The sequence below is a fragment of the Chryseobacterium sp. VD8 genome, from assembly GCF_037149975.1.
Lineage (GTDB): Bacteria > Bacteroidota > Bacteroidia > Flavobacteriales > Weeksellaceae > Chryseobacterium > Chryseobacterium indicum.
The window spans coordinates 1-14,605 of the sequence record NZ_JBBCQL010000025.1; the positions used below are offsets into that span (position 1 = coordinate 1).

The 14,605-nt window shown below is 36.6% G+C and carries 12 protein-coding genes; 1 reads left to right on the forward strand and 11 read right to left on the reverse strand.

Annotated features, from left to right (window positions below; all coding sequences use genetic code 11):
* Window positions 1–57 precede the first annotated feature (57 nt).
* On the reverse strand, window positions 58–1,950 hold the full coding sequence (gene htpG, locus WFK35_RS04785; RefSeq protein ID WP_336731596.1) for a molecular chaperone HtpG: 1,893 nt from the start codon (window positions 1,948–1,950) through the stop codon (window positions 58–60).
* Window positions 1,951–2,232: 282 nt separating this feature from the next.
* On the opposite strand from htpG, the gene WFK35_RS04790 reads away from it, so the two are divergent.
* Entirely contained in the window at window positions 2,233–5,130 is a 2,898-nt protein-coding gene (locus tag WFK35_RS04790; RefSeq protein ID WP_336731597.1) for a S9 family peptidase, read from the forward strand.
* Between the two features lie 66 nt (window positions 5,131–5,196).
* Here WFK35_RS04790 and recA read toward each other — a convergent pair whose 3' ends face one another.
* The 10 genes from recA to WFK35_RS04840 form a co-directional block, all read right to left on the reverse strand.
* A complete protein-coding gene (gene recA, locus WFK35_RS04795; protein ID WP_087712199.1) occupies window positions 5,197–6,198 on the reverse strand; it encodes a recombinase RecA in 1,002 nt (333 codons plus the stop codon).
* 269 nt (window positions 6,199–6,467) lie between these two features.
* Window positions 6,468–7,664, reverse strand: coding sequence for an oxygenase MpaB family protein (locus WFK35_RS04800; protein ID WP_336731599.1), 1,197 nt, complete (start codon window positions 7,662–7,664; stop codon window positions 6,468–6,470).
* 115 nt (window positions 7,665–7,779) lie between these two features.
* Window positions 7,780–8,556: a response regulator transcription factor gene (locus WFK35_RS04805; protein WP_336731600.1), complete on the reverse strand. Its 777-nt coding sequence runs from the start codon at window positions 8,554–8,556 to the stop codon at window positions 7,780–7,782.
* 313 nt (window positions 8,557–8,869) lie between these two features.
* Window positions 8,870–9,493 (reverse strand): hypothetical protein, encoded by a 624-nt coding sequence (locus tag WFK35_RS04810; RefSeq protein ID WP_336731601.1) that lies wholly within the window; start codon window positions 9,491–9,493, stop codon window positions 8,870–8,872.
* Window positions 9,494–9,573: 80 nt separating this feature from the next.
* Window positions 9,574–10,584, reverse strand: a complete 1,011-nt coding sequence (gap, locus tag WFK35_RS04815) for a type I glyceraldehyde-3-phosphate dehydrogenase (protein ID WP_108411166.1) — start codon at window positions 10,582–10,584, stop codon at window positions 9,574–9,576.
* 29 nt (window positions 10,585–10,613) lie between these two features.
* Window positions 10,614–11,600: a 6-phosphofructokinase gene (pfkA, locus tag WFK35_RS04820; RefSeq protein ID WP_076390826.1), complete on the reverse strand. Its 987-nt coding sequence runs from the start codon at window positions 11,598–11,600 to the stop codon at window positions 10,614–10,616.
* Window positions 11,601–11,761: 161 nt separating this feature from the next.
* Window positions 11,762–12,520: a TIGR03915 family putative DNA repair protein gene (locus WFK35_RS04825; RefSeq protein WP_336731602.1), complete on the reverse strand. Its 759-nt coding sequence runs from the start codon at window positions 12,518–12,520 to the stop codon at window positions 11,762–11,764.
* Window positions 12,521–12,615: 95 nt separating this feature from the next.
* The gene (locus WFK35_RS04830; RefSeq protein WP_336731603.1) at window positions 12,616–12,915 is read right to left on the reverse strand and encodes a type II toxin-antitoxin system RelE/ParE family toxin; all 300 of its coding nucleotides are present in this window, start codon (window positions 12,913–12,915) and stop codon (window positions 12,616–12,618) included.
* A complete protein-coding gene (locus WFK35_RS04835; RefSeq protein WP_116097145.1) occupies window positions 12,908–13,144 on the reverse strand; it encodes a type II toxin-antitoxin system ParD family antitoxin in 237 nt (78 codons plus the stop codon). Before WFK35_RS04835 ends, WFK35_RS04830 begins: the two co-directional genes overlap by 8 nt.
* A 99-nt stretch (window positions 13,145–13,243) precedes the next feature.
* Window positions 13,244–14,503, reverse strand: coding sequence for a putative DNA modification/repair radical SAM protein (locus WFK35_RS04840; protein ID WP_108408965.1), 1,260 nt, complete (start codon window positions 14,501–14,503; stop codon window positions 13,244–13,246).
* Between the last annotated feature and the right edge of the window lie 102 nt (window positions 14,504–14,605).

Below are 14,605 nucleotides of genomic sequence, written 5' to 3' on the forward strand. Positions count from 1 at the left end.
CAAACAAAAAATCCGGCGGAGCAAAGCTCCGCCGGATTCAATATAAAAATAGTCAATTTACTTTTCCAGTTGCTTATAACTTCTCTGGATGAAGTCCGTAAGCTCTTTTCCTTTCAATAGATTCTGCGAAAGTTTGGCAAGATCCAAAGCATATTTAATCAGATCTGATTTCGCTTCTGTACTTTCTGTTTTTAAAATCTGGCCAGCCAGTTCGCTGTTGGAATTTACCACCAGATTATACATTTCCGGGAATCCTCCCATTCCGAACATTCCGCCGCCTCCGGTTGCCTGCATATCTTTCATTCTTCTCATAAATTCAGGCTGGGTAATGGTGAAAGGCGCATCATTGCTGTCTAAATCTTCAAGCTGAACGGTAAATTTGGTATCATTAATAGACTCTTCAACGTTTTTCTTTAAAGATTCCTTTTCAGTCTCTGTTAATTTTGAAATAACAGGTTCATCTTTTTTAATCAGATTGTTGATGTGATCTGCATCTACTCTTGCAAAAGAAATTTTATCTTTGGATGTTTCCAGTTTCTGGATAACGTGAGGAATAATCGGAGAATCCAGAAGAAGAACTTCGTATCCTTTATCTTTTGCAGACTGGATGTAAGAATGCTGTTCATCTGCGTTGGAAGCATAAAGAACGACCAGTTTTCCGTCTTTATCGGTCTGAGTAGGCTTGATCTTTTCTTCCAGTTCATTCCAAAGGAAATATTTTCCGTCAGTGGTTGGATAAAGAGTGAATTTATCAGCTTTTTCTGCAAATTTTTCTTCGGTAACGATTCCGTATTCGATCAATACTTTAATGTCGTTCCATTTTTTCTCATAATCTTCACGGTTTTCGTTAATTAAAGATGCCATTTTGTCGGCAACTTTTTTCGTGATGTATGATGAAATTTTCTTCACGGCTCCATCAGCCTGAAGATAAGAACGGGAAACGTTCAGCGGAATATCCGGAGAATCGATTACACCGCGCAGAAGCATTAAGAAATCCGGTACGATTCCTTTCACTTCATCCGTTACAAAAACCTGATTCTGGTATAACTGAATCTTATCTTTTTCGATATTTAAATTATTGTTCAGTTTAGGGAAGAATAAAATCCCCGTTAAATTGAACGGATAATCTACATTCAGGTGAATATTAAACAAAGGTTCCTCAAACTGCATCGGATACAATTCGTGGTAGAACTTCATATAATCTTCATTCGTCAGTTCGCTCGGCGCGATAGTCCATGCCGGAGTCGGGTTGTTGATAATATTGTCAACTTCTTCCGTTTCTGCAACCGCATCTTCAGGAGCATCTTCCGGTAAAGGAAGCGTATGGGTTTTTGTTCCGAATTTAATGTGAACAGGCATAAATTTGTTATACTTCAACAGCAGTTCACGGATTTTTCCTTCTTCCAGAAACTCTGTAGAATCTTCTGCAATATGAAGAATAATTTCAGTTCCTCTGTCTGTTTTATCCGTAGTTTCCTCTAAAGTAAATTCAGGGCTTCCGTCACAGATCCAACGAACTGCAGGTTCATCTTTGTAAGATTTGGTAAGGATTTCTACTTTTTCTGCAACCATAAAGGCAGAGTAAAATCCAAGTCCGAAATGTCCGATAATTCCTGAATCTTTTGCCGTGTCTTTGTATTTTTCCAGAAATTCTTCAGCACCAGAAAAAGCAACCTGATTGATGTATTTTTCAACTTCTTCACCCGTCATCCCGATTCCCTGATCGATGATGTGAAGTTTTTTGTTTTCTTTATCTACCTTTACTTCAATCTTCGGATTTCCGTATTCCACTTTTGCTTCACCAATGCCTGTTAAATGTTTTAGTTTTAATGTAGCGTCCGTTGCGTTGGAAATTAACTCTCTTAAGAATATTTCGTGGTCACTGTAAAGAAATTTTTTAATAAGCGGGAAAATATTTTCCACAGATACATTAATATTTCCTTTAGTCATAATAATTTTGGTTTTTTAATTTTCTATACTTTCTCAAAAAAAATACCGTTTCCAAGAAAGTGACATTTTGACATTTTTTCAGAATTTCTTTTAAGTGAATTTAAATTCAACTACAAAAATCATAAAGACAATTGTAAAGCATTTATTGGAATATTTAGACTTTTAAGCAGAACATATAGAATCTTTTGCTATTTTGTGGTTAAATAGTTTATCCTGAAAATACCTCTGTAATGCAGATTTATCCTCAAAAAGCCTTATTTTTAGTTCTTAAAATATTTAATAATGAATTTGAAAAGTGCAGTTTTGCTTCTGCTTCTCATGACTTCGTATGTCTATGGGCAGAAAAAACCGTTGGATCATTCGGTTTACGATAATTGGCAGAATATCGGAGCCAGAAAAATATCCAATGACGGAAAATGGGTAGGATATTCTGTAGATGTACAGGAAGGAAATCCCGATCTTTACTTACATTCTGTAAAAAATAAAAGCACAAAGAAATTTCCGAGAGCCACAAAAATGGAATTTACCAGCGATTCCAGATTTGCAGTTTTCCAGATCCGTCCTTTTTACAAGGATATAAAAGCGGTAAAAGATAAAAAATTAAAACAGAACAAACTGACCAAAGACACCCTCGCTGTTTTTGATTTCTCTAAAGTAACGACAGAGAAAATTCCTAATGTAAAAGGATTTAAAATTCCGGAGAAGGGAGGTTCTTTCGTAGCTTATCTGCTGGAAAATATGAAAGACAAATCTTCCGACAGTCCTTCAGATAAAGATGATGACGACGAAAACAAAGACGATGATACAAAGGCAAAACCATTACAGCTGGTTGTCAGAAATCTTTTGGACGGAAAAAGTACAACGTATGACAATGTAGTTCGCTATCAGTTCAGTAAAAACGGAAAACAGCTTGTTTTCGTTACAAAAAAACCGGAAGAAAAACCTAAAAAAGGGAAGGAAGAGAAAAAAGATTCATTGGAAGATAAATCTTTGGCTAAAAAAGAAACAGATAAATCCAAACCTAAGAAATATACACTTCAGACAGTTCAGGTTGTTGATCTTAAAACCGGAAACGTTAATAAAATCTCAGAAATGGAGGGAGATTTCTCACAGCTTGCATTTGATGAAGAAGGAAATCAGTTAGCTTTTGTTGGAACTTCTTCCGCAAAGAATGATCTCGTAAAACTGTATCAGTTGTATTATTTTAATTTTAAAGGAAATAAAAATAAAACTGTTACCAACGATCATTCTCAAATGAAGAAAAACTGGGTAGTTTCTGAAAACCGTTTACCGATATTCAGTAAAAACGGAAAACAGTTGTATTTCGGGGTGGCTCCGAAACCTGTTGCAAAAGACACTACATTGATTGCAAACGATCATGCTGTGGTTGATATCTGGAATTATAAGGATGATTATCTTCAAACGGTTCAGTTAAAAGAATTGAGAAATGATCTGAAGAAATCTTATGCTGCTGTAATGCAGACCGACAAACCGGAACTTTTCACAAACATTGACGGAGAAGATCTCGACACTTTACGATTGGTAAATGAAGGAAATGCAGAGTTTGTATTGGGAATTACAAGTGTAAACAATCGCATTCCGTCACAATGGGAAGGTTCTGAAAAGAAGACCTATTTTATTATCGACAATAAATCAGGCGAAAGAACAGAAATTATAAAAAATCTGAATGGTTCAGTTGCCGTTTCTCCGTTGGGAAAATTTGTTGTGATTTTCGACAGGGAAAAAGGACAATGGCTGAGTTATAATGTAAAAACAAAACAGACAGTACCGCTCAATAAAGATTTGTCCGTTTCTTTTGTAGATGAAGAATTCGATATGCCGGATTTTCCTAGCGCATACGGAATTGCATCTTGGACGGATAATGATGAATCCGTCATCATCAAAGACCGATACGATCTTTGGGAGTTTTTTCCGGACGGCTCTAAAAAGCCCAGAAACATCACCAACGGATTCGGGCGCAAAAACAAAATTACTTTTGATACGTATGATTTAGACAAAGACATTAAAAGTGTAAACCGTAAAAAAACGATCTATTTATCAGCGTTTGATAATGTTTCCAAAGCCAATGGAATTTTTAAGACAACCATTAAGTCCGGTTCTGATCCTGTGAAAATTCAGATGGAAAATGTTTGGGGATACCGCAGTCTTCAGAAAGCAAAAAATGCAGAAGATTATATTTTAGTAAAAGAATCCTATACCGATTCTCCGAATATTTTCACCACTTCCGATTTTAAAAATCAGGAAAAACTAAGCAGCACTAATCCTCAGCAAAGTCTTTACAATTGGGGAACAAGTGAATTGGTTAACTGGAAAACTCCGAAAGGAAATTCGTCGACAGGCGTTCTCTACAAACCTGAAAATTTCGATCCGAACAAAAAATATCCGATGATTGTTTATTTCTACGAAAAACTATCGGATAATCTGAACCGTTACGTAGCACCGTCTCCGACTCCTTCAAGATTAAATATCTCCTATTTTGTAAGCAACGGATATCTTGTTTTCACACCTGATATTTCATATGTCGATGGTTTTCCGGGAGAATCGGCAATGGAATATATCAATTCCGGTGTTGAAAAACTGAAAGAAAATTCATGGGTGAATGGCTCAAAAATAGGAATTCAGGGACAAAGTTGGGGCGGTTATCAGGTTGCGTATCTCATTGCGCATACCGATATGTACGCCGCAGCATGGAGTGGTGCTCCTGTCGTAAACATGACTTCTGCATACGGCGGAATAAGATGGTCTTCAGGAATGAACCGACAGTTTCAGTACGAAAAATCGCAAAGCAGATTAGGAAAAAATCTTTGGGAAGCTCCTGAACTGTATATTAAAAATTCACCGCTTTTTACCATTGATCAAGTGAAAACTCCGGTGGTGATTATGAGTAACGACAAAGACGGAGCTGTTCCGTGGTATCAGGGAATTGAGATGTTTACCGCATTGCGCCGTTTAGGAAAACCGGCTTGGCTGTTGAATTATAATGGTGACGACCATAATCTGATAAAACGCCAGAACCGAAAAGATATTCAGATCCGCGAACAGCAGTTTTTCGATTACTATCTTAAAGATGCGAAAGCACCGGTCTGGATGACAAAAGGGATTCCTGCAACCCAAAAGGGAAAAGACTGGGGATTTGAGTTAACCGATGAAAAGCCTTAGTGTATAAATAATGAATCGGCGGAGCTGAAAGCTCCGCCGATTCGTTTTATCGCGTTATCAAAAAACTTATTTATTCTTAAGTTCCTCTTTAATTTTGTTTTCCAGTTCTTCTGCAAGTTCAGGATTGTCTTTTAAGACATCTTTTACTGCATCACGACCTTGTCCAAGCTTCGTTTCTTCGTAGCTGAACCAAGAACCGCTTTTCTTTACGATTCCCTGTTCTACAGCCTGATCCAGAATTTCTCCTGTTTTGGAAACCCCTTCACCGTACATGATGTCGAATTCTGCCTGTTTGAAAGGCGGGGCAACTTTGTTCTTAACAATTTTCACTTTCACACGGCTTCCGATCGCTTCATCACCCTGTTTGATAGGCGCACTTGCCTTTCTGATGTCAACTCTTACCGAAGCATAGAATTTCAAAGCGTTACCACCCGTTGTCGTTTCAGGATTTCCGAACATAACCCCGATTTTCTCTCTCAACTGATTGATGAAAATAACCGTACATTTTGTTCTTGAAATGGTTGCTGTTAATTTTCTTAAAGCCTGAGACATCAGTCTTGCATGAAGACCCATTTTAGAATCTCCCATTTCCCCTTCGATCTCTGCTTTTGGCGTAAGCGCAGCAACCGAGTCAATCACCACGATATCAATCGCTCCCGAACGGATCAGGTTATCAGCAATTTCCAGTGCCTGTTCTCCGTTGTCCGGCTGAGAAATAATAAGGTTTTCAAGATCGATTCCCAATTTCGCAGCGTAAGTTCTGTCGAAAGCATGCTCTGCATCAATAAACGCTGCAATACCTCCTGCTTTCTGAGCTTCTGCAATAGCGTGAAGCGTTAAAGTTGTTTTACCTGAAGATTCCGGACCGTAGATCTCAATGATTCTTCCTCTCGGATAACCACCCACTCCAAGAGCGATGTCCAATCCCAAAGATCCTGAAGGAATCACCTCAATTGTACTGTCTACGGAATTTTCTCCCAACGTCATCACAGTTCCTTTTCCGTAGGTTTTATCTAGTTTGTCCAGCACCAAAGCCAGTGCTTTTTTCTTATCGTCTATATTACTCATCTGATGTTTAAATAATTTATCAAAAATACAAAAATTTACGCTCAAAAACTAATCTTTCCTACCACTAAAAGTTGTTTTTATAGTTAAAAAAACATAAAATTCAGATGCACATCAAAAAGAAAAATAGAATCTTTAAAACTTTTGTTTTACCTTTTATTAGGAGCTTTTTCGCGCTTTCCGCTGCAATCTTTTTTTTCAAAAAAGGATTTTCGCTGCAATCACGGCTAGGGTAGAAGTCATCAAATAAATTGCAGTCTTTGCAGTAGATTTTAATGAAAATTAGAATTTTGGGTGATGCTGAGATAATCACTCAAGACTTTCATCTGATCTTTATTCCCTTTTTTTATTCTGGCTTCACGGCTCACGAGTCGGTCAGCAATTTTGGTAATCATTCTTTTCGTCACCGGAAAAGCCTTTCTGTTGGAAACTTCCGGAATTTTCAGTCTTTTGCATACTTCATCATCCAGCAAAAACCATGTACAGCAGATGTGAAGGTAACGGAGATTTTTTCTCTGAAAGTTGTATTTCAGGATCGGGTTTTCCAGCGATTCATTCAGAAGAGAATGAGCCAGCAAAACAGAATCTGCATCTGCAGAAGGCTGAACCGAAGTCCACAGATAAAAATACTGTGTTGCCTGTACTTTATCATTTGGTAAAAGATCTTCCGGAATTCCCAGAAGATAACCTACATATTTCCAAAGGTGGAAAAGCCCTTTTTCTTCATCTTCAGAGAACGTGTTTCCCAGTTTGTGCAGACTGTGCATAAAAACAAGACTGAAACCAATGTATGTTGCCATCATATCCCAGGAATTGATGGGTTCTCCCCAGTTTTCCGTGTCCCATTCTTTATAATATTTTTTAATGGAAACTCTTGCGTAAGAATGGATCAGTCGGGTTTTTATGACAAACTCATATCCTTTTTTATGAATTTCCAAAGCGTCATATCGGGTAACATTTACCCAAAAATCAAGTGTTTCAGAAAGTCTTTTTACAGCGCCTTTTTTTAAGGCTTCCGTTGCAATAAGGGGTTTGTTGAGGTAAGCATAATCATAACCTCCGATCAGGCAGTAATCGCGAAGAGAGATCAGAGAATCCACATTGCTTCTCATACAGAGTTCAGCACCGCTTTTAATCAGATCATAATCCAGCCAGTCAGGAATTTTCTGAGTCTGCAGGAAAAGCTGTTTTACGCTTTCCGGAATATCATCATTCTCAGAAACACCATTTCGGATGTAGCCTTCAATTTCTCTTGAAGCTTCATGAAATTTTTGAGTGAGATAAACATCTTTTACAACCTGATCGCCGACTTCATCCACATCATAAAAATAAGATGAAAACTTTTCAAAATCTTTAAAACCGACTTCGGCTCCAGAAAAATCAAGAAGCTGCTTTCCGTTGCCTTTCGTCCAGAAATCTTTAAAATGCTGCGAATCTTTAAAGCGTGGCTGTAACATTACTCTATCCATTGAAGGCTAAAGGTACAAGTTTTGCGCCGCAATTCCAGAGTGAGATTTATCAGGAAAACTCTTGTTAATAAACTGATTATTCACAATTAACTATTCACTATTCACATTTGACATTTTATATCAATCCCCATTCAAAAGCCTTTTTTAACAGTTCTTTACTGTTTCTGGAGCTTGTTTTGGCTAAAATATTCTTCCGGTGAGTACGAACCGTATGTTCCGATAAAATCAGCATTTTTGAAATTTCCGGTCCGGAATATCCTTTGGCAATAAGCGAAAGAATTTCAATTTCTCTTTTGGTTAAATTAATTTCCGAGCCGAATTGCAGAACCGGATTTTCAATTTTAACCTGAATAAAATCTTTCCGATGGTCGATTCCTGTCATGAGAACCGTATACGGATTCTGCTTTGTAATATGATGGATATTGGTATGAATATTAATGGATTGTACCAGGTTTTTATCCTCATCTTCCCATGTAAGAACCGCCTGATGATGAAAAAGCTCGTAATTTCCTGAAGCGGTTTTCATTCGGAAACAGTAACTGGGTTTAAGAAAAAGCTGATGTTCTTTACCGATATTCATTAAAATTTCCACGACTTTCTGTTCCGCTTTGGTAATAAACTCAATATCATCGGGATGAACCAGATCAATCACATCTTTTAGATTCTGCGGATATTCTTGTAACCCATGAATTTTTAAAATATCAGGATGATGGTTAGAAATTACACTGTTGGTAAGATTTAATACGTAGTAATAAAATTCTCCTATCGCAAACATTTCACCAATGATACGCTCAATCGGAGGGATATTGGAAATGTGTTTCTCCTGTCTTCCTACGCCTGAATAGGAATTCCAGACTTCAACCAAGGGATGTTTTTTTTCCGAATTATCCATATAAAAGATTTGTAACTAAAATAGTTAAAGTTTCTTTAAAATACCACAAAAGGGGGATTTTTTTATATCAATAAAATTTGAAAATTTGTATACACCAATAATCATGAAAACTCATTCTAAATTTTTTTCCGTTTTTTCGGATAATGTTTTCATATTTTCTTTAAAAAAACAAAATTTACATAATATCATTAATATGTCAGAAATAGTTTAGAATTTTCTGTTAGCTGTTTGAAAATGATAAACTGGAATCCTCTGTAATTTTGCAGGGGATTCATTATTTTGCTCGCCTGTGTACATTATTACTTAACGAAAGTTATCTGTCCGGTCCACGATAACCGAATAATTCATAAATATAAAATCCTAAAATGAGAGCATAAAATACTGAAGCTACGGTAAGAATAAGAACAACAATATTATTTTTACTTTGCTTGGTAAAAAATTTAATAAATCCATACGATATTATTACCAAGCCGACCGCAAAAAGATAAAATATATGCCCTGAATATATCATTTGTAAGCCCCATAAAATTCCGCCGATAGTGCCACCAAGAATTCCTCCCAGAATACTTCCGATGTATGTACTTGTTTTTATTTCTACGTCTTTTTTCTCAGCTTCTATTTTGCTGCTCACAAGGTCTGTAATCTCCTGAACTTCTTCTCTGGACAGTATTTCAGAATGTATGATTGAATTAATGTCGTTTTTGGTATTTCCTTTTTTATAGAGCTGATTTGCCTCATGATGAACTCTTCTTTTTTCCTCTTCTTTTTCAACCAGTTTATAATATCTTTCCTTCAGAGCACTGAATCCGCCTCTTTCTTCTACCACTGTTTCAAGCGCTTTTTTCGCGTCTTCGGTATATCCGTTTGAATTCAGATAGACATTCATAAGCTCAGAATCAGAATATTTAGAATATCTTTCAATAAGTTCATCCAGCATGTTTATTAATTTTAAGCGGTTAAATTAAACAAAAAAACCTTCCCGTCAGGAAGGTTTTCATATTTTAAGCTGATACTTTATTAGTTAGATAAAGAAGCAGCGTGGATCAGCATATCTACTAACTTGTTAGAATACCCCATTTCATTGTCATACCAGGAAACAAGTTTTACGAAGTTTGGAGAAAGCATAATTCCTGCATCTTTATCGAAGATTGAAGTTCTCTTATCTCCTACGAAATCCTGAGAAACTACAGCATCTTCAGTATATCCAAGAATACCTTTCAATTCACCTTCAGAAGCAGCTTTAATAGCAGCACAGATTTCATCGTAAGAAGTAGCTTTTTCTAATCTTACTGTAAGGTCAACTACAGAAACGTCAACAGTTGGTACTCTGAAAGACATCCCTGTTAATTTTCCGTTCAAAGAAGGGATTACTTTTCCTACCGCTTTTGCAGCACCTGTAGAAGAAGGGATGATGTTGTTTAAAGCAGCTCTACCACCTCTCCAGTCTTTCATTGAAGGACCGTCAACCGTTTTCTGAGTAGCCGTTGTAGCGTGTACCGTAGTCATTAAACCTTCTACGATTCCGAAGTTATCGTGGATCACTTTTGCTAATGGAGCCAGACAGTTGGTTGTACAAGAAGCGTTTGATAAGATTTTGATATCGTCTGTAAGTTCTGTGTGGTTTACACCCATTACAAACATTGGCGTATCATCTTTAGAAGGAGCCGAAAGAATTACTTTTTTTGCACCTGCAGCAATATGTTTTGCAGCACTGTCTTTATCTAAAAATAAACCTGTAGATTCTACAACGTAATCTGCACCTACTTCGTTCCATTTCAAATTGCTTGGATCTTTCTCAGCAGTTACTCTGATTCTTTTTCCGTTTACCACAAGGTCATTACCTTCTACAGAAACCTCACCCGGAAAAATTCCGTGTACAGAATCGTATTTAAGCATATAAGCCATGTATGTAGCATCGATAAGGTCGTTGATTCCTACTACTTCGATGTTATCTCTTTCAGTCATTGCTCTGAAAACAAGACGTCCAATTCTACCAAACCCGTTGATACCTACTTTAATTGTTGACATAATAGTTTGTTTTAAATTATATTAAAATATTAGATTGCTAAAATTTCTGAAATCAGTAAAAGATCTTTATTGATTTCGTTGTGTTTTTTAATGGCTTCTTCAATCGGAGTGTATACCAAATCATTGGAACGCATTCCTGCCATTACGTTGGTTTGTCCTTCCATTAATCCTGTTACGGCTCCAAACCCCAGTCTGCTTGCTAAAACTCTGTCTGCACAACTCGGAGAACCTCCTCTTTGCATGTGACCTAAAATTGCGACACGAATATCGTAGTCCGGGAATTCCTTCTTTGTTTTTTCCGCAAGTTCATACACGTTGGCCAATTTCTCACCCTCTGCAACGACAACTATGCTTGAAGCTTTTCCTGTTTTTTCCGCACTTCTGAAATTGGCAAAAAGTTCATCGATGCTGTCTTTTTTCTCGGGAATCAAAATATCCAGAGCACCGGTTGCTAATCCGCTGTTTAATGCGATAAAACCTGCATCACGACCCATTACTTCCACAAAGAAAACTCTGTTGTGGGAAGTTGCCGTATCACGGATTTTATCAATCGCTTCCATTGCAGTATTTAAAGCAGTATCATAACCAATGGTGTTGTCCGTTCCGAAAATATCATTATCAATCGTTCCCGGAACACCAATTACACGGATTCCGAATTCCTCGTTGAAGATTTTTGCTCCTGTGAAAGTTCCGTCTCCACCAATACAAACCAAACCGTCGATGCCATATTTTACACAATTGTCGTAGGCTTTTTGACGGCCTTCTTTGGTTCTAAATTCCTGTGATCTGGCAGATTTCAGAATCGTTCCGCCTTGGTTGATTATATTTTTTACGGAACGAGGCCCCATTTTAAGGAAATCATCGTTGATCAAGCCATTATAACCTTCTCTTACTCCGTAACATTCTATTTTATAATAATTTGCGGTTCTTACTACCGCCCTTAATGCTGCATTCATACCCGGAGAATCTCCTCCCGAAGTAAGAACTGCAATTTTTTTTACAGCACTCTCTTTCATCTAGTAAAAAATTTCGAACACAAATTTACAAAAACAAGTTCAGATAATCGCAGTAACTTAAGAAGAGTTTTACATATAAATGATGAAACCTGAATAAAATTTATCGGTTTATAAAAAAATATCAATGTTTTTACATGAAAATTATCGAGATGAAAATTATTTTAATACTTTTCGGTAAGATATTTCCAGTATCTTCTCGGAACGTGCTGAATATGAAGCTTCATGTTTTTTCTCTCCACAATATTGGTTTTTGTGAAATATCTTTGCCAAAGCGTCTGATAATTTTTTTCTTCATCGTGAAACTTCTGCTGGTATCGGTTCAGATCTATTTTTTCATCGGGATAGAAAAAATCGCAGGTTTCCAGGTCGTACAGAATTCCGTAATTTCTTCTTAAATCATAAATCATCCATTTCTGATCCTGATAACGGTCTTTGAAATGTTTCCGGATTAAAGGGAGTACATTGAAATCAGGATCTATTTTGGCGAAGAAAACACCGTCCTGCATTTTTTCAAAACGGACAAAAGCCGTCATTCTGTGTCTTTCCCGACTGACGGATTTACAGATTTTAGAAATCTTCAGAATGTCATTGTCGGCATAATTTTTCAGAATATTTTCATCGGAATGTTTTACGGATTGTTTTACGGCAGACAAAATAAGCTGTTCCAGTTCCGGATCTTCAGATAAATAAACTTTCAGAAGCTCGTGAATTCCGGCTTTTCCGATATTCTGTTCTAATTTGTTTAAAACCCTTTCAGATTTATCATTTTGAGTAATAACCTCATGAATTTCCGCAAAAATATTTTCCTGATGAAATCTTTCCCTGCTTACAATTTCCACATCTTTATATTTATATTCAAAAACTTCGAATATAGCCGTTAAAAGTCCGTCGAAACTGCCGTCGTAGAGTAGGGTAGTCATCTGAGTTGGAAGGGAGTGTTTTAGTGTTTTAGTGTTTTAGAGTTTGTAATCTTGTGTTATTATGTTGATGTTATTTCAGTATTTATAATATTTTGCTACAGGAAAAATTTCGGAATATCTCTGCTTCCGTGCAAAACTCTCACAATTCTGATATGATGATCTAAAATCCTGTAAAAAATAACGTGATTGTCTTTTGGAAAGCTATATAAGCCTTTTCTTATTTCATCTCGCTTTTTACCTAAACGTGGATTTAAAAATAAATTCTGAAAAATTTCTTCAATTTCCAAAAGATATGTTTCTGCCTGATTAAATCCAAATTCATTTAAAGTATAATCAAAAATATCCTCCAGATCTTTATCCGCAATTTCCGATAAGATATAGGTTTTCTCAGACATTGCTGATTCTGTTCTTTTTAGCCTGAATAATATCCTTTACAGAACGAGAGCTTTCAACATCATTCCAACCTTTTTCTATTTCAGCTTTTAAATCCTGAATTACACGGTGCCGGTAAACCTCATGAAGCCGTAATGCATCACGCACAACTTCACTGGCATTCTGAAAGTCACCGGATTCTATTTGTTTTGAAATATATTCTTCCTGCTTTTTTGTGAAACTGACATTCATAATAAATTCTTTCTTCGAAGTTATAAATTATATCCAAATTTAGCAAATATGGATATTGAAAATTATTTCTCCGCTTTAGATAAGATCAAAGGATTGAATTTAAAACAACGTCAACTGTTGAGAAAACTGATTATGAAATTTCGAAGAACTTCCGCCAATCAGCAATTTCTTAAGATTTTGATTCGTCAGATATTTTAAAAAGGCATTTCCTGCGTTAAAATCAATGAAATATTTGGCGCGGTTCACTGCTGCTCCCAGCTTTTTCAGATGATCCATATTGAGAACCTGAAAACGTCTTGCGCTCACAATTTTCTGTGCTGTTTTTACCCCGATTCCCGGAATTCTCAAAATCATCTGATAATCCGCAGTTTGAAGATTAACAGGAAACTGATCTAAATGTCGCAAAGCCCAGCTTAATTTAGGGTCGACTTCAAGATCTAAAAATGGCATATTCGGATCCAGTATTTCTTCAGCTTTAAAACCATAAAAACGCATCAGCCAATCCGACTGATACAAACGGTTTTCACGAAGCATCGGAACTTCAGTCGTAAGAGCAGGTAATCTTTTATCTTCCAAAACAGGAACATAACCTGAATAATACACTCTTTTCAGACTGAAATTTTTATAAAAATGATCGGCAACTTTAATGATCTGTAAATCATTTTCATTCGTTGCACCTACAATCATTTGGGTAGATTGTCCTGCAGGAGCAAATTTTGGCGTTTTCCGGAACAGTTTTTTCTCATCTTTATATTGTGCAATCCCGTTCTGTATATATTTCATCGGGTTAAGCATATCCTGTCTGTTCTTTTCAGGAGCCAGTAATTTCAACCCGCTTTCGGTTGGGATTTCAAGGTTGACGGATAAACGGTCGGCATACAAAGCGGCTTCCTGCATCAGTTCATCACTTGCTCCCGGAATGGACTTTAAATGAATGTAACCGTTGAAATTTTCTTCCAGACGTAATTTTTTCGCGACACGAACCAGACGTTCCATGGTCGTATCTGCGTTTTTAAAGATTCCTGAGCTTAAGAACAACCCTTCAATATAATTTCTGCGGTAAAAATTAATCGTTAAATCGACTACTTCTTCAACGGTAAAAGCAGCTCTTTTAATATCATTTGAACTTCTGGAAACACAGTAAGCACAATCGTAAATACAATGATTGGTCAATAGAATTTTGAGAAGAGAAACACAACGTCCGTCTTCCGTATAGGTATGGCAGATTCCGCTTGCGGAACTGTCTCCCAAAGCCCCTTTTTTGTTCTTTCTCGAACCGCCGCTTGATGAGCAGGAAACATCATATTTCGCTGCATCGGCAAGGATTTCAAGTTTTTCTTTCAGGCGGTCAAAATTCATTTCGCATTCTTTTTTTACTGATTTCTATTATCCATAAATCACATTAAATTTCAAGAAAATATTCAGATGATAAAAGTCTTTGATTTTTTAAAACCGATGTGT